General features: G+C 66.3%; 16 protein-coding genes. 7 read left to right on the top strand and 9 right to left on the bottom strand.

Annotated features, from left to right (window positions below):
- Window positions 1–56: 56 nt before the first annotated feature.
- Together FHR96_RS05435 and htpX are read left to right on the top strand one after the other, a co-directional pair.
- Window positions 57–1,286 carry a pyridoxal phosphate-dependent aminotransferase gene (locus tag FHR96_RS05435; RefSeq protein WP_183386647.1) on the top strand — a complete coding sequence of 410 codons (1,230 nt, stop codon included), beginning with the start codon at window positions 57–59 and terminating at the stop codon, window positions 1,284–1,286.
- A gap of 123 nt (window positions 1,287–1,409) precedes the next feature.
- Complete coding sequence (htpX, locus tag FHR96_RS05440; RefSeq protein WP_183386648.1) at window positions 1,410–2,312, top strand: protease HtpX; 903 nt, start codon at window positions 1,410–1,412, stop codon at window positions 2,310–2,312.
- A 147-nt stretch (window positions 2,313–2,459) separates the two neighbouring features.
- Here the strand turns inward: htpX and pdxB are convergent, their stop codons facing one another.
- On the bottom strand, window positions 2,460–3,629 hold the full coding sequence (pdxB, locus tag FHR96_RS05445; protein WP_183386649.1) for a 4-phosphoerythronate dehydrogenase PdxB: 1,170 nt from the start codon (window positions 3,627–3,629) through the stop codon (window positions 2,460–2,462).
- A 107-nt stretch (window positions 3,630–3,736) separates the two neighbouring features.
- Between pdxB and FHR96_RS05450 the strand changes: the two genes are divergently transcribed.
- Window positions 3,737–4,018, top strand: a complete 282-nt coding sequence (locus FHR96_RS05450; RefSeq protein WP_183386650.1) for a hypothetical protein — start codon at window positions 3,737–3,739, stop codon at window positions 4,016–4,018.
- 97 nt (window positions 4,019–4,115) lie between these two features.
- Here FHR96_RS05450 and FHR96_RS05455 read toward each other — a convergent pair whose 3' ends face one another.
- Window positions 4,116–4,469, bottom strand: coding sequence for a glutaredoxin family protein (locus tag FHR96_RS05455; protein WP_183386651.1), 354 nt, complete (start codon window positions 4,467–4,469; stop codon window positions 4,116–4,118).
- A gap of 85 nt (window positions 4,470–4,554) precedes the next feature.
- Complete coding sequence (rlmKL, locus tag FHR96_RS05460; RefSeq protein ID WP_183386652.1) at window positions 4,555–6,750, bottom strand: bifunctional 23S rRNA (guanine(2069)-N(7))-methyltransferase RlmK/23S rRNA (guanine(2445)-N(2))-methyltransferase RlmL; 2,196 nt, start codon at window positions 6,748–6,750, stop codon at window positions 4,555–4,557.
- A gap of 304 nt (window positions 6,751–7,054) precedes the next feature.
- Between rlmKL and rmf the strand changes: the two genes are divergently transcribed.
- A complete protein-coding gene (gene rmf / locus FHR96_RS05465) occupies window positions 7,055–7,261 on the top strand; it encodes a ribosome modulation factor (protein WP_183386653.1) in 207 nt (68 codons plus the stop codon).
- 63 nt (window positions 7,262–7,324) lie between these two features.
- On the opposite strand, the gene FHR96_RS05470 is transcribed toward rmf, so the two are convergent.
- The gene (locus FHR96_RS05470; RefSeq protein WP_183386654.1) at window positions 7,325–8,344 is read right to left on the bottom strand and encodes a quinone-dependent dihydroorotate dehydrogenase; all 1,020 of its coding nucleotides are present in this window, start codon (window positions 8,342–8,344) and stop codon (window positions 7,325–7,327) included.
- 180 nt (window positions 8,345–8,524) lie between these two features.
- On the opposite strand from FHR96_RS05470, the gene mgtE reads away from it, so the two are divergent.
- The gene (mgtE, locus tag FHR96_RS05475) at window positions 8,525–9,877 is read left to right on the top strand and encodes a magnesium transporter (RefSeq protein WP_183386655.1); all 1,353 of its coding nucleotides are present in this window, start codon (window positions 8,525–8,527) and stop codon (window positions 9,875–9,877) included.
- 76 nt (window positions 9,878–9,953) lie between these two features.
- Here the strand turns inward: mgtE and FHR96_RS05480 are convergent, their stop codons facing one another.
- From FHR96_RS05480 to FHR96_RS05495, 4 genes are all read right to left on the bottom strand, one after another.
- Window positions 9,954–14,795: an NAD-glutamate dehydrogenase gene (locus FHR96_RS05480; protein ID WP_183386656.1), complete on the bottom strand. Its 4,842-nt coding sequence runs from the start codon at window positions 14,793–14,795 to the stop codon at window positions 9,954–9,956.
- Between the two features lie 193 nt (window positions 14,796–14,988).
- Window positions 14,989–16,095 carry a tRNA (uridine(54)-C5)-methyltransferase TrmA gene (trmA, locus tag FHR96_RS05485; protein ID WP_183386657.1) on the bottom strand — a complete coding sequence of 369 codons (1,107 nt, stop codon included), beginning with the start codon at window positions 16,093–16,095 and terminating at the stop codon, window positions 14,989–14,991.
- 54 nt (window positions 16,096–16,149) lie between these two features.
- Window positions 16,150–16,926 (bottom strand): glutamate racemase, encoded by a 777-nt coding sequence (gene murI / locus FHR96_RS05490; RefSeq protein WP_183386658.1) that lies wholly within the window; start codon window positions 16,924–16,926, stop codon window positions 16,150–16,152.
- Between the two features lie 241 nt (window positions 16,927–17,167).
- Window positions 17,168–17,713 (bottom strand): hemerythrin domain-containing protein, encoded by a 546-nt coding sequence (locus FHR96_RS05495; RefSeq protein WP_183386701.1) that lies wholly within the window; start codon window positions 17,711–17,713, stop codon window positions 17,168–17,170.
- A 200-nt stretch (window positions 17,714–17,913) separates the two neighbouring features.
- On the opposite strand from FHR96_RS05495, the gene FHR96_RS05500 reads away from it, so the two are divergent.
- Window positions 17,914–19,254 (top strand): replication-associated recombination protein A, encoded by a 1,341-nt coding sequence (locus FHR96_RS05500; RefSeq protein WP_183386659.1) that lies wholly within the window; start codon window positions 17,914–17,916, stop codon window positions 19,252–19,254.
- 1 nt (window position 19,255) lies between these two features.
- Here the strand turns inward: FHR96_RS05500 and FHR96_RS05505 are convergent, their stop codons facing one another.
- Window positions 19,256–20,638 carry an aminotransferase-like domain-containing protein gene (locus tag FHR96_RS05505; RefSeq protein ID WP_183386660.1) on the bottom strand — a complete coding sequence of 461 codons (1,383 nt, stop codon included), beginning with the start codon at window positions 20,636–20,638 and terminating at the stop codon, window positions 19,256–19,258.
- Window positions 20,639–20,749: 111 nt separating this feature from the next.
- Between FHR96_RS05505 and FHR96_RS05510 the strand changes: the two genes are divergently transcribed.
- Complete coding sequence (locus FHR96_RS05510; protein ID WP_183386661.1) at window positions 20,750–21,904, top strand: MFS transporter; 1,155 nt, start codon at window positions 20,750–20,752, stop codon at window positions 21,902–21,904.
- Window positions 21,905–21,942: the final 38 nt, after the last annotated feature.

The following is a 21,942-nucleotide window of genomic DNA, read 5'->3' on the forward strand; positions in this document are numbered from 1 at the left end:
ACCCCGAAGACGCTAGCCCCGCCGCTGGCGGCCCTGGACCTCACTGGACACGACCCATGGACACTGCCCCGCTCAGGAAATCGCACAAGCTCGACAATGTCTGCTATGACATTCGCGGCCCGGTGCTCGACCACGCCAAGCGCCTGGAAGAGGAAGGCCAACGCATCCTCAAGCTGAATATCGGCAATCCCGCGCCGTTCGGCTTCGAGGCGCCGGAGGAGATCCTCCAGGACGTGATGCGCAACCTGCCCACCGCCCAGGGCTATTGCGATTCCAAGGGGCTGTATTCGGCGCGCAAGGCGATCATGCAGGAGTGCCAGCGCAAGGGTATTCCCGGTGTGGGCATCGAGGACATCTTCATCGGCAACGGCGTGTCCGAGCTGATCACGATCGCCCTGCAGTCACTGCTCAACGACGGCGATGAGGTGCTGATTCCGGCGCCGGACTATCCGCTGTGGACCGCCGCGACCAACCTCTCGGGCGGGCGCGCCGTGCACTACCTGTGCGACGAACAGGCCGACTGGGCGCCGGACCTCGACGACATCCGCAAGAAGGTCACCGAGCACACTCGGGCCATCGTCATCATCAACCCCAACAACCCCACCGGCGCCGTCTATCCACCGGAGGTAGTGCGCGAGATTCTGGCGATCGCCCGCGAGCATGATCTAGTGGTGTTCTCCGACGAGATCTACGACAAGATCCTCTACGATGACGCCGAGCACGTGGCCACCGGCGCGCTGGCTGGCGACGACCAGTTGGTGGTGACCATGAACGGGCTGTCGAAGAGCTACCGCTGCGCCGGCTTTCGCAGCGGCTGGATGACGCTGTCCGGCGGCATCGCCAAGCAGCGCGCCCAGGACTATGTCCAGGGCCTCAACATGCTGGCGTCGATGCGCCTGTGCGCCAACGTGCCGGCCCAGCACGCCATCCAGACCGCGCTGGGCGGTTATCAGTCGATCAACGACCTGATATTGCCGGGCGGACGGCTGCTCGCCCAGCGCGATATCACCTTCGAGAAGCTCAACGCCATCCCCGGGGTGTCCTGCACCAAGGCCAAGGGGGCGCTGTACGCCTTCCCGCGTCTCGACCCCAAGGTATACAACATCCAGGACGACCAGCAGCTGGTGCTCGACCTGCTGCTGCAGGAGAAGATCCTGCTGGTCCAGGGCACCGCCTTCAACTGGCCGGCGCCGGACCACGTGCGCATCGTCACCCTGCCCTGGGCCGATCAGCTCGACGATGCCCTGGATCGTTTCGCGCGCTTCCTGTCGCGCTACCGCCAATGAACAATCGGCAGCGCCGGACTTGAAACCCTCGGCCAAAGGCCGTATCTAAGCAAATGCTTCTACTCGCCGCATCCACCCCGGATGCGGCGCCCGCATGACAACCCTGACGGGAGAGTTCCGGCCATGATGAGAATCCTGCTGTTCCTGGGCACCAACCTGGCGGTGATCCTGGTGGCCAGCATCACCCTGCGCCTGCTTGGCGTCGAGCCTTACCTGACCGCCCAAGGCATCAACTTCAATGCCCTGCTGATCTTCTGCTTCATCTTTGGCATGGCCGGCTCCATGGTGTCGCTGTTCATCTCCAAGTGGATGGCCAAGCGGACCACCGGCACGGTCATCATCGAGCAACCCTCCAACAGCACCGAGCAGTGGCTGCTCGACACCGTCGGCGAACTGGCCCGGGATGCCGGTATCAAGATGCCGGAAGTGGGGATCTTTCCCGCCCAGCAGTCCAACGCCTTTGCCACCGGCTGGAACAAGGACGATGCCCTGGTAGCGGTCTCGGCCGGCCTGCTCAACCGCATGAGGCCCGAGGAGGTCCGCGCCGTCCTGGCCCACGAGATCGGCCACGTGGCCAATGGCGACATGGTCACCCTGGCGCTGATCCAGGGCGTGCTCAACACCTTCGTGATGTTCTTCGCCCGCGTGGTGGCGCAGCTGGTCGACAGCTTCCTGCGCCGAGACGACAACGAGGGACTGGGCTTCTTCGGCTACTTCGCGGTGGTGATCGTCGCCGAGATCGTGTTCGGCCTGATCGCCTCGGCGATCGTCGCCTGGTTCTCACGCTTCCGCGAATATCGCGCTGACGCCGCAGGGGCCAAGCTGGCCGGCAGCGGCGCCATGATCAACGCCCTGGCCCGGCTGAAAGCCGAAACCCAGATGCCCGATCAGATGCCCGACACCCTGACGGCGTTTGCCATCACCACCGGCCAGACTCGCAAGCTGATGGAGCGACTGTTCGCCAGCCACCCCCCGCTGGACGAGCGGATTCGCGCCCTCAAGGAAGCGGCTTACCGGCAGCAATAAGCTGCGGGCTGCGGGCTGCGGGCTGCGGGCTGCGAGCTGCGAGCTGCGAGCTGCGAGCTGCGAGCTGCGAGCGGTGAGTATCGCTCATCGCTCGCAGCCCGCCACATCCTGCTCACCACTCACTCTTCCCCCCTCACCCTTCACCACTCACCCTTCACTTCCCACCGCCACCCGAAAACCGGCGGCCGAGAGCGGTCCGGCCAACGCCTCCGCGGCCGGTCGCAGCGCCACGGTCAGCGTCGAGAATTCCCGGCGTAGCGGATAGCGTGCCCGACAGTCGTCGAAGCCGGCCGCCATGCCCTGACGGCGACGCTCGCGATGCAGGGCATCGTGGTCGCGCCGCACGTCGTAGACCGCTCGCATGCAAAGCCGCAGGGCCTCGTCCACCGACAGCCCCTCGTCGAGCGTCAGGGAAGGCAGCGGCGGCGGCGGAGACAGGTCCTCCATGGTGAGCCGCACCGGTAGCCCGAAGCGATGAGCCAACGCTTGATAGACGGCATGGGTACCGCGCAGCTTGCCGTCCCGACTGTGGCCAGCGATGTGCGGCGTGGCGATCTCCGCCAGGTCGCAGAGCGCGGCGTCGATGGCCGGCTCCCGCTCCCAGACGTCGAGTACCGCCGTGATATCGTCCTGCCCGGAGAGCCTCGAGCGCAGGGCCTGGCCATCGAGGCAGTCGCCACGCCCGGCATTGAGCAAGATGGTGCCCGGCGCCAGCTCGGCAATGCGTCTGGCGTCGAGCAGGTGCCGGGTCGCGTGGGGTCCCTCGCGCACCAGCGGCGTGTGCAGGCAAAGCACGTCGCAGGCGTCGATCAGGGCGTCCAGTTCGTGAAAGCCCGCACCGCCCTCCGCCTCGATGCTCTCTGCTTCCACCCTGGGCGGATCGCAGGCCAGGCACTCGATGCCCAGTGCCTCAAGCCGCGCCCGCAGCCTGCCGCCGACGTTGCCTACCCCGACGATGCCGACCCGGCGTTCGGTCAGTCCGAACCCCTGGCGCTCGGCCAGGGTTGCGAGGCTTGCCAGCACGTAGTCGACCACCGCCTCGGCATTGCAGCCCGGTGCGCTGGCGAAGCCGATGTCGCGCGCGGCCAGGGCAGCCCGGTCGACGTGATCGGTCCCGATGGTACAGGTGCCGACGAAGCGCAGCCGCGAGCCCGCCACCAGGGCCTCATCGACGCGGGTGATCGAGCGCACCACCAAGGCATCCGCCTCGCGGACCGCCGCGGCATCGATCTCGCGCCCCGGCACCGCGATTACCTCGCCCAACGGCGCAAAGCATTCCCGGGCCGCCGGAACGTTGGCATCGACGACGATTCTCATGACTGCCTCCTTCACATGACTTGTCCGCGGGACACAAGCCCTTACAATAGCGCCCCATGTTACACGAGCGGGGCCCTACTGCGCCGCCGCCGACACCGGGAGCCACTGTGATCGTTCGCTGGGAAACCGACCATGACTATGTGCTGGTACATGTCCATCAGGACATGTTCGGCGACTGGATCTTCAGCCGCGCCTGGGGCCAGATCGGCACCCAGTTCGGCGGCCTCAAGCACCGCCTCGCCGACGATCACGCCCAGGCCATGATGTGGCTCGAGGACGAGACGACCATCCAGACGTCCCGCGGCTTTCGCAAGGTGCTGGAAGCCGACGACCATACCCCCGAGGGTCGTGACGCCGTGGCTCAGCTTTCGCTGCTGGATACGCCGTGAAACCGCGAGACGCGGCTGCGCCGCGGGAAGAGGAAGTACGGCGCTTCGCGCCTTGAAGAGGAAAGAACAGCCACGATCCCGACGTCCCTCTTCCCACTCACAGCTTCCCGGGAGGGGTAAGGTAGCGCCGCCCATCGCGCATCTCGGCACCTCGGGAAGCCGGCCGCGGTTCCTCGCCCTCCTGGGCGGCCCGCCAGGCCGCCTCGTCCAACCAGCCCCTTGCGGCCAGCCATTCGGCCAGACGCGGCGCCTCGAACCCCCGCTCCAGCTCGTCGCCGTCGGCATCGACCAGCACGGGGATCCGCTCCCCGAAGCGCTCGAGCAGGCGATCGTCCTCGCTGATCTCCACCTTCTCCAGGCGATGCTCGACCGACGCCAGAACGCTCAGCCATGCCTCGAGCTGCTCGCAGAGATGGCAGCCCAGGGTGGTATAGAGCGTCAGCCGAATCATGCCCTGACCCATCGCACGACATCGACGCCGCACCATCCGGCACGGTCTTGGGCGATGAGCCCCCACCGTCTGCGCAGCACGGGCGTCATGCCTCCTCCCGGTGATGGATCAGGAACACATGATGCAGGTCCGGACGCCGCGAGAAATCGGGATCGAAGGTCTTCGCCGAGATATCCTCTACCGCGAAGGCCTCGGCAAGATCGGCATCGAGCTTGAAGCGTCGCTGGTTGTTGGAGAACACCAGGATGCCGCCCGGCGCCAGCCGCGCCATGGCCAGGCGCACCAGTCGCCCGTGGTCGCGCTGGACATCCAGGGTATCGGCCATACGCTTGGAGTTGGAGAAGGTCGGCGGATCCATGAAGATCAGGTCGAACTGGACGCCGGCGGTCTCCAGCCATTGGAAGCAGTCGTCGCGCACCACGCGGTGACGCGAGGGATCGAGCCGGTTCAGGGCGAAGTTGTCGCGGGCCCAGTCCAGATAGGTATTGGACAGGTCCACGCTGACGCTGTCGGTCGCCCCACCGAGTGCCGCCTGCACGGTGGCCGTGGCGGTATAGCAGAACAGGTTCAGGAAGCGCTTGCCCTGGGCCACCTCGCCGAGCATGCGCCGCACCGGCCGATGGTCGAGGAACAGGCCGGTGTCCAGGTAGTCACGCAGGTTCACCCACAGCCTGGCAGGACCTTCCCGGACCTCGAAACGCTCGCCGCTGGCCGCCTGTTTCTGGTACTGGGCGCGCCCGCTCTGGCGCTCGCGACGCTTGACCACCACCCGGCTGACGTCGACCTCCAGCTCTTCGGGAATCACCGCCAGCGCCTCGAACAGCCGCTTCTGGGCCTGCCCGGCGTCGATCGACTTGGGCGGCGCGTATTCCTGCACGTGAACGTGATCGCCGTAGACGTCGATGGCCAGGGCATACTCCGGCATGTCGGCGTCATATAGCCGGTAGCAGCACTCGCCGGAGCGCTTGAGCCACTTCCTGAGCCGCTTGCGGTTCTTGATCAGGCGATTGGCAAACATCTGCGCCCCCTCGGAGCGCGGCGGCGGCGCCGGGGTCGGCGACGTGGCCTTGCCCTCACCTTCTCCCTGGGTGGCCTCCGGCACGTCCATCAGCAACAGCTTGGCGTCCAGCGGCCCGTTCTTCAGCGAATACTGCTTGTAGGCACGCAGCGCGGTGCGATGACCGAGATCCGGATTGGCCGTAAACAGCGCCAGGCGCCAACCCGGGAAAGCCTGGCGCGCCCGCTCGCCCAGGTCGGCATAGAGACCCACCAGTTCGGGCAGCTCGCCAAGGCGCTCGCCATAGGGCGGATTAGTGACCACCAGGCCCTTCGCCTCGACATCGAGGTCGTCGGGACGCGTGAGCTCGGTGAGGCTCGCGCCCTTCAGGGTGATCAGCGCCGGGATGCCGGCGCGCATGGCGTTGGCCTTGGCCGACGACAGCGCCGGCGGGCTCTGGTCGAAGCCGTAAAGCCGGCAGCGGCAGCGCTTGCGGCCGATGCTGGCGCGCGCCTCCGCCTCACGCTTGAGTTCACGCCAGCGAGTGGCGTCATGACCGGCCCAGCCCTGGAAGCCGAAGCGCTCGCGATGCAGGTTGGGGGCCATGTCGGCGGCCATCATCGCCGCTTCGATCAGCAAGGTGCCTGCGCCACACAGCGGGTCGACCAGCGGCGCCCCCTCGCGGGCAAGCGCCGGCCAGCCGGCGCGCACCAGCAGCGCCGCGGCCAGATTCTCCTTGAGCGGCGCATGCCCCACGTCGCGGCGATAGCCCCGCCGGTGAAGGCTGTCGCCGGCGAAGTCGACGCCGAGCGTCAGCCGGCCGCGATGCAGGTGGGCATAGAGCCGCAGATCCGGCTGTCGCGTATCGACGTTCGGCCGCGGCTGACCCTCGGCCTGCAGACGATCCACCACGCCGTCCTTGACGGTCTGGGCCCCGAAGCGCGTGTGGCGAATCTCGTCGGAACGGCCGTGGAAGTCCACTGCCAGGGTCGCGCCGCGTGGCAGGTGATCGCGCCATGCCACGCCCGCGGCGACCGCACGCAACTGATCGGGGGTCTCGATGCCCTCCTCGCGCACCAGGCACAGCACCACCCGGTTGGCCAGCCGCGACCACAGGCAGGCCCGATAGGCCGTCTCGAGGTCGGCCTGGAAATGCACCCCGGCCAGGGTCGTCTTGCCCGGCTCGGCGCCCAGCGCCGCCAACTCCTCGGCCAGCAGCAGCTCGAGGCCCTTGGGACAGGTGGCCAGGAAGGCCTGGGAATCGGAAGCTCGTCGTTCGATCATGAGAAGTCCATCGGATGACATCGGGTCCGCCACACTGGCGTGACGTCTGAGTGTACGCTTTGTTACAAATCACCTGTCGACGGCATCGGTCAGGTTGCGCTATGAATTAGGTGGTAGCTACCAGACAACGCATGCGTTCCTGTCAAAGGGATGCCGACCTGTAAGACACGCAACATGGATGTGTCAACGGGCATCCCCAATCAAGCACGGGTGCGACGCCTCCTCGAGAGTGACTACTTGTGATGAATCATTGCTCGAGAAGCGGCGTCGTATTCCAACGGTACCTTTAGCAAGAGGTAGTCCAATGAAACGACAGAAACGTGATCGCTTCCAGCGTGCCTATGTCCATGGGTACAAGGCGGGTCTTTCAGGTCGTTCCCGTGATGACTGTCCCAATCAGGATATCAATCTACGCGAGTACTGGATGAGCGGTTGGCGTGAAGGTCGTGGAGATCATTGGTCCGGCATGACGGGCGTCTCCGGTATTCACAAGAACCCCATGGTGGTTTGAGCGAGCCGCCACTCACGATCCCCTGCAGCTCACGCATACAAGCCCACGCATGTCGTGGGCTTTTTACTGCCCATGCGCCGCCTGAAGGGCCCGGGCACACTCCCTCACCAGCGCCGGCCCCCGGTAAATGAACCCGGAATACAGCTGCACCAGGTCCGCACCGGCCTCGACCTTGGCCAACGCCGCCGCACCGCTATCGATGCCCCCCACGCCGATGATCGGCAACGTCGGCAGATGACGACGCAGCTCCCGGATCACGGTGTTGGAGGCTTCGAACACCGGCCGCCCCGATAGGCCGCCCTGCTCTTCACCGTGGGGCAAGCCCTGCACTGCCTCCCGGGACACCGTGGTATTGGTGGCGATCACCCCATCGATGCGATTGGCCGCCAGGCTCCGCGCCACCAGGGCCACTTCCTCGGCATCCATGTCCGGGGCGATTTTCACTGCCAGGGGTACGACCCGGCCGCTATCGCGGTCGAGCCGATCCGCTTCATCGCGCAGCGCGCCCAGCAGCTGGTCCAGGTGCTCGCCGAACTGCAGGTTGCGCAGCCCGGGGGTATTCGGCGAGGAGATGTTGACGGTGATGTAGTGGGCATGGGCATGCACCTTGCCCAGGCAGTGCAGATAGTCGTCCACCGCACGCTCTACCGGCGTCGTGAGGTTCTTGCCGATGTTGATGCCGATCACGCCGTCATAGCGGCTGGCCCGGACCTTGGCGACCAGGTGGTCCACGCCGGCGTTGTTGAAGCCCATGCGGTTGATGATGGCATCGGCCTCGGGCAGACGGAACAGGCGTGGCCGGGGATTGCCGTCCTGGGGCCGCGGCGTCACGGTCCCCACCTCGACGAAGCCGAAACCCAGCGCCCCCAGTGCATCCAGGTGATCGGCGTTCTTGTCGAGCCCGGCGGCCAGGCCCACCCGGTTGGGGAAACGCAGCCCCATCAGGGTGACCGGATCCTCGACCCGACGGCACAGTGCCCGCGTGGCGCCCAGGCGATCCACCAGGTCCAGCCCCGACAACGCCAGACCATGAGCCTTCTCGGCATCGAGACGGAACAGCAGCGAGCGAGCAAGGGCGTACATGGCATCTCCTGGGCGGACATCGGCTGGGAATCGGGGCGCGAGTATAGCGCAGCCGCCGCCCGACGACGAACCTCGCCGCCACCTGCCATGACGGGCATCTTTTATGATCTACTGACAGCACATCAGGAAGTCCGACAGCGGACACACCGCGGGCGCCCGCCGCCTCGCCAGGGAGACGCCATGACCGATACCACCGAGACACTCGAACACCGCCTGTCGCGCATCCACCTGGCACTGGAAAAGGAACATCTGGAATGGGTCGACGACGTGATCGCCGACCTGGAACCCGCCGAGGTCGCCCTGCTGCTGGAGTCGCTGCCTCCCAATGAGCGGATCCGGCTCTGGGAGCGCATTCCCCAGGAAGTCGACGGCGAGGTGCTGCTGCACGTCCATGACGAGGTGCGCAGCACCCTCATCGACGACATGGATGACGCCGAGATCGTGGCCGCCACCGCCGGCCTCGACACCACCGATCTGGCCGAGCTGTTCGAGGATCTCCCCCAGCAGGTCGCTGAGGACATGCTGCGCTCGATGGACGAGCTGCAGCGCATGCGCCTCCAGGAGACGCTGGCCTTCGAGGAGGACTCGGCAGGCCGCCTGATGCGTACCGACACCATTGCCGTCCGCGCCGACGTCAGCCTGGAGACGGTGCAGCGATTCCTGCGCTGGAAACAGGACGTGCCCGATAACACCGACAGCCTGATGGTGGTGGACCGCAACGGCCTGTTCATGGGTGTGCTGCCGATGGCCCGGCTGGTAGCCAGCGACCAGGAGCTGGCGGTCGCCGACCTGATGGACAGCGACGTCGACAGCATCCAGGTGACCATGAAGTCGCGTGACGTGGCGACGCTCTTCCAGACCCACGACCTGGTCTCGGCGCCGGTGGTCGATGCCCGCGGTTTGCTGCTCGGGCGGGTGGTGATCGACGACATCGTCGACGTGATCCGCGAGCATTCCGAACAGGCGCTGATGAACATGGCCGGCCTCGACGAGGAAGAGGACCTGTTCGCCCCGGTGCTGCCCAGCGCCAAGCGACGGGCCGTGTGGCTCGGCATCAACCTGCTGACCGCCTTCCTGGCCGCCTGGGTGATCGGGCGCTTCGAAAATGCCCTGGACCAGGTCGTGGCTCTGGCGGTGCTGATGCCGATCGTGGCCAGCATGGGCGGCATCGCCGGCAGCCAGACACTGACCCTGGCGATTCGCGGTCTGGCCCTTGGTCAGATCAGCCGTACCAACAGCAACTGGCTGCTGCGCAAGGAAGTCGGCATCGCGGTGCTCAACGGGGTGCTGTGGGCGCTGGTAGTGGCAGCGCTGGCGGTAGCCTGGTTCGGCAGCTTCGGCATCGGCGTGATCATCGCCGCAGCGCTGGTGATCAACATGCTCGCCGCCGGCGTCGCCGGCATCGTGGTCCCGCTGCTGCTCAAGCGCCTGGGCATCGACCCGGCCCTGTCCGGCTCGGTGGTACTGACCACGGTGACCGACGTGGTGGGCTTCATGTCTTTCCTCGGTCTCGCCACGATCTTCCTGCTGTAGCGTCTTTACGCGAGATCGAAAAACGAAATCCCGCCTCGAGGGGCGGGATTTCGCGTTTGACGGTGGTGGCGGACCGTCAGGTTTCGCTATTGCTCTCGGCCAGGTCGACCAGTTCGCGAACGGCTACGGCAAACAGCGGGAAACCGCCCTGGCTGCCGCTGCCGACCTCCTCGAGCAGGCGGCACCAGCGCTGGTGCATGCTCTCGTGGAGTGACAGCCAGCGCTCGACCCGCTCGGCGCTGTCGCGTGGCCCGCCTTCCATGCTGAGCACGCTGCCGGTCAACGCCAGCTGTTGACGCTCGATGTCGTCGCGGAAGGTCTCGCGAGCCTTGACCTGCCAGCTGTCGCGGACATCGAGCTGGGTGACCTGCTGCAGGATCCACGGCAGCTCCAGCCGCGCACCGATCTCGTAGAAGATCTCGGCGACTCGCTGCGGCTTGTCGTCGCTCTGACGCGCCGCGTGGATGATGCCCAGGGCCGCATAGAGGCTGTTGGCCGCCGCCACCGTGGAGGCCAGGGCATCGGGCACGCCGGCCTCGATCAGCTCCTGTCGACGGGTTTCCCACTGGGCCTTCTCTTCTCCCCGCAGGCGCTTGCCGATGCCTTCCTGGAGCTGGGCCAGGCGCGGCGCGAAGTAGTCGATGGCATCACGGGTCGTCATGGTGGTGCGATGGCGCAGGAACCAGCGAGTCGCGCGACGCAGCATGCGCATCAGGTCGAGCATCATCGAGTACTGGACGCGGCTCGGCACCTTGTTGTCCAGCGCCTCGACCTGCTCCCAGAGCTTCGGCAGCTGGAAGCTGTCGCGGGCGATCACGTAGGAACGGGCAATATCGGCGCGCCCCGCCCCGGTGGAGTCCATCAGCCGCCGGATGAAGACGATGCCCATGTGATCGATGAGATCGTTGGCCACCTGGGTCGCGACGATCTCGCGCTTGAGACGGTGCTCGTACATCTCGTTGCGATAGCGCTCGGCCAGCACCGAGGGGAACACACGCTCCACGTAGCTGGTGATGGTCGGATCGTCCGGCACGTCCGAGGTAATCAGGTCCCCCTTGAGTGCGCTCTTGGCATAGGAGATCAGCACCGACAGCTCGGGCAACGTCATGCCCAGATCCTGATGGGTACGCTCCTGCAGTTCGTCGTCGCTGGGCAGGAACTCCAGCTCACGATCGATCTGGCCGGCGGCTTCCAGCTCGGTGATGAAGCGGCGGAAGGGTCCGATGCCGTCCCGCGACAGCTGTTCGGCCAGGTCCAGCGCCTGGGTCTGGCGATAGTTGTCACGCAGCACCAGCTCGCTGACCTCGTCGGTCATGTCGGCGAGCAGCTGGTTGCGCTGCTTCTCGGTCATGTCGCCCCGAGACACCACTTCATCGATGAGGATCTTGATGTTGACCTCATGGTCGGAGCAGTTCACGCCGCCGGCGTTGTCGATGAAGTCGGTGTTGACCCGCACGCCCTTGGCCGCGGCTTCCATGCGACCGCGCTGGGTGAGGCCGAGGTTGCCGCCCTCGCCGACCACCCGGCAGTTGAGATCGCGACCGTCGATGCGCAGGGCATCGTTGGCCTTGTCGCCGACCTCGGCGTCGGTTTCCTCACTGCTCTTCACGTAGGTGCCGATGCCGCCATTCCAGATCAAGTCGACCTGGGAGACCAGCATGGCGCGAATCAGCTCGTTGGGCGACAGCTTGTCCTCGCGGATGCCGAAGGCCTTCTTCATCTGTGGCGTGATGGCGATCGACTTGGCGCTACGCTTGAAGATACCGCCACCTTCGGAGATCAGCTCGGCATTGTAGTCTTCCCAGCTCGAGCGCGGCTGTTCGAACAGTCGCTTGCGCTCGTCGAAACTCGCCGCGGCATCGGGTGTGGGATCGACGAAGATGTGCAGGTGGTTGAAGGCGCCCAGCAGTCGAATCTTGTCGGACAGCAGCATGCCGTTGCCGAACACGTCACCGGCCATGTCACCGACGCCGACCACGCTGAACTCGTCCTCCTGGGTATTCACGCCCAGCCCGCGGAAGTGGCGCTTGACCGACTCCCAGGCGCCCTTGGCGGTAATCCCCATCTTCTTGTGGTCATAGCCGTTGGCACCGCCGGAGGCGAAGGCATCGCCCAGCCAGTGACCGTATTCGGCGGAGATCTCGTTGGCGATATCCGAGAAGGTCGCGGTCCCCTTGTCGGCCGCCACCACCAGGTAGATGTCATCGTCGTCGTGGCGCACCACGTCCTTCGGTGGCACCACCTCGCCGCCGGCCAGGTTGTCAGTGACGTCGAGCAGTGCGCGGATGAAGATCTGGTAGCAGGCAATGCCCTCTTTCTGGGTGGTCTCGCGGTCCGCGCCATCGGGCATGCGCTTGCAGACGAAGCCGCCCTTGGCCCCCACCGGCACGATCACCGCATTCTTGACCTGCTGCGCCTTGACCAGGCCCAGTACCTCGGTGCGGAAATCCTCGTGGCGATCCGACCAGCGCAGCCCGCCGCGGGCCACCTTGCCACCACGCAGGTGCACGCCCTCGACGCGCGGCGAACACACGAAGATCTCGTAGACCGGACGCGGCTTGGGCATGCCGGACACCCGGGAGGGCTCGAGCTTGAGGGCAATGTAGTCCTTGACGCCGCCCGTCTCGCTACGCTGGTAGTAGTTGGTACGCAGGGTGGCCTGGATCAGCTCCATGTAGCGGCGCAACAGCTGGTCGTCATTGAGGCTTGGCACCTCGTCGAGCAGTGCCAGGATACGCGCTTCACAGTCGGCGATCTCGCTTTCCTCGGGGCGATCGGCAGGATCGAAGCGCAACTCGAACAGCGTCACCAGCTCGCGGGTGATCTCCGGGTGATTGACCAGGGTCGTGGCAATGTAGTCCTGGGACATGCCGAAGCGAATCTGCTTCAGGTAGCGGGCATAGGCGCGCAGCATCGCCACCTCGCGCCAGTCCAGGTTGGCGGAGATGATCAGCCGGTTGAAGGCATCGTTATCGGCCTCACCGGTCCATATGCGCCGGAAGGCCTCGACGAAGGGCTCGCGCATCTCCTGGAGATTGACCTCCACGCTGGTGTGGTGCTCCAGAGTGAAGTCGTGGACCCAGTAGGAGCGGTCGGTGGCGTGTACGCCATAGGGACGCTCGCCCAGCACTCTCAGGCCGAGGTTCTCCATCATCGGCAGCACGTCGGACAGCGGAATCGGCGCATCGCCGTGGAACAGCTTGAGGTTGACCCCGCTGCCCTCTTCCTCGATCAGCCGATACAGCGACAGCCCCAGCGGAATGCCATCATCGAGTTCGCCGAGATGCTGCAGGTCGTAGACCGCGGTGCGGGCGCTGAAGTCATCGCGATAGCTTGCCGGGAAGGCATCGCGGAAGCGTCCCATCAACAGGTTGGCCTGCTCCTCGCCGAAACCTTCGATGGCGGCATTGAGCAGGTCGTCGCGCCAGTTGCGGGCGAGCTTGACCAGCTTGTCCTCGAGACGCCGGATGTCGTAGTCCACCGGACGATCGCCGTTGAAGCGCAGGATGAACTGGATGCGCGCCAGCACCGACTCGGAGAGATAGGTGTTGAAGTCGCCGAAGGTGGCGTCGAGTTCCTCGCAGAGCAGCTCCTGCAGCCGAACGCGCAACTCGGTGGAGAACACGTCGCGAGGCACGAACACCAGACAGGAATAGAACTTGCCGAAGCGGTCCTCGCGGATGAACAGCCGCACCCGACGTCGCTCGCGGATATCGAGAATGCCCAGCGCCGTCTGCGCCAACTCGTCGACGTCGATCTGGAAGAGGTCATCGCGAGGGTAGACCTCGAGGATCTGCATCAGCTGCTTGCCGTTATGGGCCTTGGGGCTGAAGCCGGAAATGTCCATCACCGCACGCAGCTTGCGCCGCAGGATCGGCACGTGACGCGGCGAGTCGTTGTAGACCGTGGCGGTGAACAGCCCCAGAAAGCGTCGCTCGCCGATGATGTTGCCGTGCTCGTCGTAGCGATCGATGGAGATATAGTCGGGATAGGTCGGCCGATGAATGCGAGCGTGATGAGCGCTCTTGGCGAACGACAGCAGTTGCGGCACCAGCACGTAGCGATCGCCCTCGACGCCGAGGTCGGTGCGGATGCGCTCGCGGTAGCGCGGCTGGTCGAGTCGGAAGACGCCGAGCTCACTGCCTTCGAGCTTGTCCAGGCGCTGCTGGCCGTCTTCCTCGTGAACGACGTACTCGTCGTAACCGAAGAAGGTGAAATTGTCTTCGAGCAGCCAGTCGAGGAAGGCGATGGCCTCACGATGATCCTCGGCATCGACCTGCTCGGGACGGAAGGCCTCGATCTCGGCCTTGGCGGCTCGCACCTGGTCGCGCATGGTGTCGAAGTCTGCCACTGCGGTGCGCACGTCATGCAGCACCTCCTGCAGGCTGACCTCGATCGCTTCCAGCTCGGCCGGGTCGGAATGTCGGTCCACCTCGATGGCGATCAGCGACTCGCGGGAGTCCGGCGCCTTGTCCTCGCCGGGCGCCGTCACCCGGCGCAGGCGATGCTGCTTGTCGCGGTCCACGGCCAACACGGCGTTATGGATGGCATGCACGGTCATGCCGCGGCGATTGAGCTCCACGCGCACCGAGTCAACGAGGAAGGGCATGTCTTCGTGAAGTACGGCGATGAACGTATGGGTCGACTGCCAGCCATGCTCTTCGAAGTCCGGATTGAAGACCCTCACCTTGGGTGACTTGGGGTCGAGCTGCTGGATGAAGTGCCACACCGAGAGCGTCGCCCCGTAAAGATCGTCCAGGCGGCGGTCCGACAGGTCCTCCAGTGGTACGGCAGCATAGAAATGCCGGGCAAACCCCTGCACCGTCTTGGCCTTGTCCTTGTCCAAGCGGCTTTGCAGCCGTTCCTCGAGCTGCTTGAGCAGATCCTGACGGGTCTCCTCGTGTGCGACGTGTAGCATCCATCACCTCGACTGCCAGCGACCGCATCGTGCGGCCGGATCACTTGATCGGATTGTCGGGCCCGGGGCCAGCCCCCGAACCTGCATCAGCGACAGCTTACGCCAATCCCCCAGGCGTCCCCAGAGACATGCCGGTTCCCTCATGGAACATGTCGGTTGCGCATCGCCCTTGACAAGACCGCCGGCGCTTCACCTAGCGGCGGCGCTCCAGCAGCACGCCGCACTCGCAGTGGTGCGTCCAGGGAAACTGATCGAAGAGCGCGAAGCGCACCACCTCATGGGTACGGGTCAGTTCATCCAGATTGTCGGCAAGCGTCTCGGGATTGCATGAAATATAGACGATACGCTCGTAATCGCTGAGCTGGCGACAGCTCTCGTCATCGAGGCCGGCCCGGGGCGGATCCACCAGTACGGTGGAGAAATCGTAGTCCGCAAGGCCCATCTCCGCGACTCGTCGCCCTCCCTTCTCACCTTTCAGGGCCTGGGCGAACTCCTCGGCGGACATGCGCCCCACCGTGGCGTTGGCAACACCGTTGGCGGCCAGGTTTTCGCGGGCACTGGCCACCGAGGTACGTGAGATCTCGGTGGCCAGCACCCGGCGGAAGTTCTCGGCCAGGGCAATCGTGAAGTTGCCGTTGCCGCAGTACAGCTCGACCAGATCGCGATCGCCGCCGTTGGCGGTGACATCACGTGCCCAGGAGAGCATCGAGCGGCAGATCTCGGCGTTGGGCTGGGTAAAGCTGTTCTCTACCTGCTGGTAGACGAATTCACGGCCGTCGACGGTCAGCCGCTCCCAGACATGGTCCCGGGTCAGCACCAGGCGCTGCTTGCGGGCCCGGCCGATGATCATGACGCCCAGCGCCTGCTCGAGCGACCTGGCCTCGGCCTCCCAGGCCTCGTCGAGCTGACGATGGTAGATCAGCGTGATCAGCGCCTCGCCGGACAGGGTGGTGAGAAACTCCACCTGGAACAGCCGATGGCGAAGCGTCGGGCAGTCGAGCAGGCGCTCGCGCAGCTTCGGCATGAGGTCGTTGATGCGTCGACCGGCCACCGGGTAGTCGTCCAGGCGCACGACATTTTTCTGTTTCGGATCCTCGGGATCGACTTCGAACATGGCGTAGTAGAGGTCGTCACCCTCATGCCACAGCCGAAACTCGCAGCGCTGGCGATAATGGCTCGCCGGCGAGGGGAAGACCTCCAGCGGGGGCGGCAAAAAACGGGCGAAGTCTGCGGTCAGGCGGTCGCGCTTGGCCGCAAGCTGCTCGTCATAGCGGTCGGGGTCGACAACGGGAATGGCCACGGCGGCTCCTGAAAGTAGGGTCGATCGATGAGAGAGGGACGGGAAGCGACGGCCTCACGACAGCGTCAGGCAGCGAGTGTCGGCGAAGCCGAAGCCGGCGAGCCCACGAGCCAGCGCCGGATTGGGGCCGGTGACCCAGCCCCGCTCGATGGCCGGGCGACGCAGCGGCTCGACCACCACCTGCCCGGTACGCCGGGCGATGGCATCACCTGAATCGATCCATCGCACCGGATGCGGCACCACCGCCTCGAGCGCCTCGCGCAGCAGCGGAAAATGGGTACAACCCAGCACCAGGGTGTCGAGGTCGGGCCAATCACCCAGCGGCGCCAACGCCCTGCGCAGGACCTCGGGCTCCAGCGTCTCGCCGGCCACCAGGCGCTCGGCCTGGCCCACCAGGGAATCGGCCGCCAGCCGCGTCACTCGGCAATCGCCGGCGAAATCGCGAATCAGCCGGTCGGTATAGGGCCGCGCCACGGTGGCGCTGGTGGCCAGCAGGCCGATATGACGACTCGCGCTGGTACCGGCGGCAGGCTTGATCGCCGGCACGGTGCCGACCACCGGCACCGCAAGCCGGTCACGCAAGGCATCGAGCGCCAGCGTGCTGGCGGTATTGCAGGCCACCACCAGGCCACTGCAGCCGCTGGCCGCCACCGCCGCCTCGCAGACGGCGAGGATGCGCGCCACCAGCCAGTCATCCTCGCGCACGCCATAAGGCAGCATGGCGTTATCGCAGGCATACGCCAGGGCGACCTCGGGAAGTCGGCGGCGTAGCGCCTCGACCACCGAAAGCCCTCCAACGCCGGAATCGAACACCAGCACCGGTCCCGCCATCAGTCGACCACCACACGACCGCCCCCCGGCCGGCAAGGCACGGGGGGTTCAGTGAATGGGGCACTCGCAGTCACCGACATCGCATGCTTCCCGTCGAACGATGCGGCGCATTCTACCTCAGGAGTCCAGCGGACTTAACGACCAATCCGCCACGAGAACCGAGTTCTCTCACCTCGGCCGACCGAATCCGGCAGGCAATGGCAAGAAACCGCCGCTCCCGCAGCCAAAGGAAGTCCGAGGCTCAGGTCACGGGATCCGGAGCATCGCGAAGCTCGGCATAGAGTTCGGGGTACGCTTCCTGGAGACGCTCCAGTTCGGCGGCGGCGTTGTCGGGCAGGGCTTCGGCGAGCCGTTCCAGGTCCCCCTCGTCGAAGTATTCCCGAATCAGCGGAAACAGCAGCTCACGCTCATCGCGCAGATAGGCCCGGTGCGCATCGAGATATGCCCTGAGATCGTCGGCAAAGCGGTCCATGGGCATCACGGCATCCATGAGGATCATGTCGAGATCACCAGACAGCCGCTTGAGCTGGGCTTTCAAGGCACGGTAGTCCTTGGCGAGACGCTCGGTCACCTCTTCGGACTCCGGCGCCAGCTCCCGCAGCCGCTCGGAGCAGACTTTCTCCAACGGCTGGGAAAACCCGTCCTGGTAATCGAGGATGTAATCCACGACTTCCCGCACCAGCTGGAAATTCGGACGTTCTCCGCTCGCCAGGGTCTTCTGCTTTAGCTGCAGAACGTGCAACATGCGCGCCATGTTGGCATGATCCTGGCGCAATTGGTTCAGCATGGGCATTGCGGCAGTCTCCTCAATATCGGTCATGGGCGGAAGGCACCTTGGGTTAGACGCGCCTTCGCCATCCGGGTTCCAGGCCGTCGTCATCGGCCGTCAGGGGTTAGCCCGTCTCTTTCGGGACCTTTGCCCGATGCCGGGGTCGAATGACCGGCATCGAGTATCCAACATAGCAGCCGTCAGCGAAGGAGTCAGAAATGGACCTGTTCCAGCAGGCCGCCAGTGAAGACCACGCCCCCCTGGCCTGGCGCATGCGCCCCCGTCGACTGGCCGACTACGTGGGCCAGCCGGCCCTGGTCGGCCCCGGCAAGCCGCTGCGGCGCATGGCCGAGGGCGGCACGGTGCGTTCGATGATTCTGTGGGGCCCTCCCGGCACCGGCAAGACGACCCTTGCGGAGATCCTGGCCGAGGAATCCGGCGCCCACCTGGAGCGCCTCTCGGCGGTGATGGCGGGGGTCAAGGACATTCGCGAGGCCGTGGACCGCGCCCGCGCCGCCCAGGGGCAAGATCGCAGCACCCTGCTGTTTCTCGACGAGATCCACCGCCTCAACAAGAGCCAGCAGGATGCCCTGCTGCCCCACGTGGAATCCGGGCTGCTGACGCTGATCGGCGCCACCACCGAGAACCCGTCCTTCGAGGTCAACTCGGCGCTGCTGTCCCGGGCGCGGGTGCACGTGCTCAAGTCGCTTTCCGAGGCGGATCTGATCGACGTGCTGCAGCGGGCGCTGGACAATGCCGAGCGCGGCCTCGGCAGCCGTCGTATCGCCGTGGACGATGAGGTCCTGACCCTGCTGGCACGGGCCGCCGCCGGCGACGCCCGCCGGGCCCTGGGCCTGCTGGAGACCGCCTGCGACTTCACCGTCCCGGAGGGCGACGGAGAGCGCCTGCCCCGCGAGGCCCTGGAGGACGTGATCGGCCATCAGGCCAGCGCCTTCGACAAGCAGGGGGATCACTTCTACGATCTGCTCTCGGCGATTCACAAGTCGGTGCGTTCCTCACGCCCTGACGCCGCCCTGCTCTACATCGCCCGCTTTCTCCAGGGCGGCGGCGATCCGCTGGACGTGATCCGCCGGCTGACCGCCATCGCCTCGGAGGATGTCGGCAACGCCGATCCCAAGGCGCTGCCGCTGGCCATGGCGGCCTGGGACGCCTACCTGCGCCTCGGCGACTACGAGGGCCAGCGCGCCATCGCCCACGCCGCCATCCATCTGGCGGTGGCCCCCAAGAGCAACGCCGTCGACCAGGCCTGGAATCGCGCCAAGGCGTTCGCCGCCGCCCAGCCGCGCCTCGAGGTGCCTACCTACCTGCGCAACGCCCCCACCAAGCTGATGGCGTCGCTCGGCCATGGCGAGGGCTATCGCTACGCCCACGGCGAACCCAACGGCTACCCGGCGGGCAGCGCCCACGACTGCTGGCCGGAGGAACTGCCATACGAGCGCTTCTACCAGCCCACGGCGTACGGCCAGGAAAAGCGTTACGCTCAGATCATGGAGTGGCGCGCGGAGCTGGATGCAGCCGCCGACCGGGAATCACGCTGAGTCATCGCGGGTCACCCAGAAACGCCCGCGCCCTGGCGTCGTCGACGTAGGCCACGTTGAGGCGAATCCAGGGCGACTCTTTTGCCTCGGGCAGGAAGACATCCCCAGGAGACAGCCGTATGCCGCGGCGCCCCGCGCTGGCCACCAGCTCCCGGGACGATGCGACGTCAGGATGACGCGCCCACAGGAACATGCCGCCCCGAGGCATCGCGTACGGCTCCCAGCCACCTGTGTGGGCCAGCTCGAGGGCGGTGATCATGCGACGCGACAGCCGCTGGCACAGCCTGTCCGTCAGTCGGCGATAGCTCCCATTGCGCAACAGGGTCGCCACCCACTGCTCGGCGAAAGGCGAGGTGGCGATGTTACTCAGCATCTTCACGTCGACCAGCGGCTTGAGCAGTGCCGGCGGCGCGGCGATGAAGCCGACGCGCAGCGAGCAGGACAGGGTCTTGGAGAAACTGCCCACGTAGAGGACCCGCCGCAGGCCGTCCAGGGCGGCCAGACGCGGCGTCGGCGCCGCCTGGAAGTCGGCATAGATATCGTCTTCGACGATCCATAGATCATGCCGCTCGGCCAGCGCCAGCACCCGTCGGGCAACCTCCGGAGACAGGGTCGTGCCCGTGGGGTTGTGCAGGACGCTATGGCAGAAGAACAGCTTGGGGGAATGGCGCTCGAGCAGTGTCTCGAGATGCTCCGGGTCCGGCCCGTCCTCGGTTCGACGCACGCCAACGACGTTGACCCGGTGGAGGTGCAGCAGCCCGAACAGGTTGTAGTAGCCAGGGGATTCGACCAGCACGGTGTCACCCGGACGCAGCAGCCAGCGCACGATGATATCGAGCGCCTGGCTACCGCCGCCGGTCATCATCAGCTGGTTGGCATCGACCTCGATGGCGAGGCGACGCAGGCGTTTCTGCAACAGGGCACGCAACTCGGGCAATCCCAACGGCGTGCCGTACTCGAACAGTCCCGCCGATGACCGCCTCGTCACCTGGCGCAGGGCATGCCCGAAGGCGTCGTCGTCGCGCCAGGCAGTGGGCAGCCAGCCACAGCCCAGGCGCAGGGAATCGCCTTCTTCCTGGAAGAGGCTCCACATTTCGTCGGAGACGTCGGCCATGCCCGAACGGGCGCCTCGCTCGGCTTCGTCGACCACGCCATCGGCCACATAGAATCCCGAACCGGGACGCGAAACGATCCAGCCCAGCGCCACGAGGCGCTCATAGGCCTCGATCACCATGTTGCGACTGACGCCGTGCGTGGCGGAAAGCCGGCGGATCGACGGCAACCGCTCCCCGGAGGCCCCATGCCGCGACACCCATTCGCGAATGCCGTCGGTCAGTTGCTCGACCCGAGGACGCACCGCGCGCGGATCGATCTTCACCTGCATGGCCCCTCCCTCGCCCGCACCGTTCCCGGAAAATCCGTTGCCAGTGTACCTTATGCCGCCACGAGCGGGATGGGAGCCTGGGCCTCCCCACCCATTCGCTCGAGGACAACCATGCCATCGCTTTCAGGACTTCGCCTGGCCTTGGCCCTGTGCCTGATCACTACCGCCGTCAACCTCCAGGCCCCCTACTACGACGCCCTAGCCGCCCATGACGGTCTCGGCGTCACCGCCACCAGCATCGCCTTCGCCTGCTATGTACTGGGCATTCTGCCCGTGCTCATCCTGGGCAGCGGACTGCCCGACCGATATGGGCGGCGAGCGATGATCGCGACCGCCCTTGGGCTGTGTCTCGTCGCCACCCTGCTGACGTGGCTCGCCCCGGGGGTCGTCACGCTCGGCATTGCCCGCTTCCTGATGGGCATCGCCGCCGCCCTGACGTCGGCCACGGCGCCTGCCTACATGCTCGCGCTGTTCGACGGTCGTGATACCCGAGGCCCCACGGCCTGGGTGACGGCCAGCACCTCGCTCGGTTTCGGCCTGGGCGCCGCCCTGACCAGCCTGTGCCTGGTGCACGAGCCCAGCCTGGCTCCGCCGAGCCTGTGGTGGTATCTGTGCGCGGCCTCGCTGGCGCTGCTCGGACTGTGGCGCCTGGAAGATGCCACCTCCAGCCCGCCGGCGCCCATGCGTCTGCGCATGCCCACCTATCCGGTCGGCGGCGTGGCGTTCGGCGTCGCGATCCTGTTGGCCTGGGCCACGGTCGGTCTGGTCATCGCCATCCTGCCCGGCGTGCTGGCCCGGCACGGCCTCTCGGCCTGGTCCGGGTTCGCCACCCTCGGCATCTGCAGCGGCGGCGTGCTGTTCCAGCCCCTGGCCAGGCGCCTGGACCCGACGATCTCCGTTCGGCTCGGCCTGCTCATCCTGCCGCTGGCCTATGCGCTGATCGCCTGGGGAGCGCTCGATGGCCGGCTATCCGCCGTGCTGCTGGGCGCCGTGGGTGCCAGCAGCGCCTGCTACGGCTTCATCTACCTGGGTGGACTGAGCGGCGTCCTGGAGGAGGCCGGCGACCAGGCCGCCCGCGCCAGTGCGGGCTTCTTCCTGATGGCCTACCTCGGGTTCAGCGTGCCGGTCGTCGTCACCGGCGCGCTGATGGAGCGCATCGGCCAGCACCATGCCCTCATCGCCTTCGGCCTGGCGCTGCTCACCGCCAGCCTGGCGGTCGGGGGCTGGCTATGGCAGCAGGACCGCCGCCCTGAACGCCTGGCATAAGCGCCACCGGCCCGACATCCGGCCATCGAACGACATCG

It is taken from the genome of Halomonas organivorans (assembly GCF_014192055.1).
Classification (GTDB): Bacteria; Pseudomonadota; Gammaproteobacteria; order Pseudomonadales; family Halomonadaceae; genus Halomonas; species Halomonas organivorans.

Excerpts from the sequence above, each read along its gene's own strand:
- FHR96_RS05435 (WP_183386647.1), top strand. The coding sequence starts at position 57 with ATGGACACTGCCCCGCTCAGGAAATCGCACAAGCTCGACAATGTCTGC.
- htpX (WP_183386648.1), top strand. The coding sequence starts at position 1,410 with ATGATGAGAATCCTGCTGTTCCTGGGCACCAACCTGGCGGTGATCCTG.
- pdxB (WP_183386649.1), bottom strand. The coding sequence starts at position 3,629 with ATGAGAATCGTCGTCGATGCCAACGTTCCGGCGGCCCGGGAATGCTTT.
- FHR96_RS05455 (WP_183386651.1), bottom strand. The coding sequence starts at position 4,469 with ATGATTCGGCTGACGCTCTATACCACCCTGGGCTGCCATCTCTGCGAG.
- rlmKL (WP_183386652.1), bottom strand. The coding sequence starts at position 6,750 with ATGATCGAACGACGAGCTTCCGATTCCCAGGCCTTCCTGGCCACCTGT.
- rmf (WP_183386653.1), top strand. The coding sequence starts at position 7,055 with ATGAAACGACAGAAACGTGATCGCTTCCAGCGTGCCTATGTCCATGGG.
- FHR96_RS05470 (WP_183386654.1), bottom strand. The coding sequence starts at position 8,344 with ATGTACGCCCTTGCTCGCTCGCTGCTGTTCCGTCTCGATGCCGAGAAG.
- mgtE (WP_183386655.1), top strand. The coding sequence starts at position 8,525 with ATGACCGATACCACCGAGACACTCGAACACCGCCTGTCGCGCATCCAC.
- FHR96_RS05480 (WP_183386656.1), bottom strand. The coding sequence starts at position 14,795 with ATGCTACACGTCGCACACGAGGAGACCCGTCAGGATCTGCTCAAGCAG.
- murI (WP_183386658.1), bottom strand. The coding sequence starts at position 16,926 with ATGGCGGGACCGGTGCTGGTGTTCGATTCCGGCGTTGGAGGGCTTTCG.
- FHR96_RS05495 (WP_183386701.1), bottom strand. The coding sequence starts at position 17,713 with ATGCTGAACCAATTGCGCCAGGATCATGCCAACATGGCGCGCATGTTG.
- FHR96_RS05500 (WP_183386659.1), top strand. The coding sequence starts at position 17,914 with ATGGACCTGTTCCAGCAGGCCGCCAGTGAAGACCACGCCCCCCTGGCC.
- FHR96_RS05505 (WP_183386660.1), bottom strand. The coding sequence starts at position 20,638 with ATGCAGGTGAAGATCGATCCGCGCGCGGTGCGTCCTCGGGTCGAGCAA.
- FHR96_RS05510 (WP_183386661.1), top strand. The coding sequence starts at position 20,750 with ATGCCATCGCTTTCAGGACTTCGCCTGGCCTTGGCCCTGTGCCTGATC.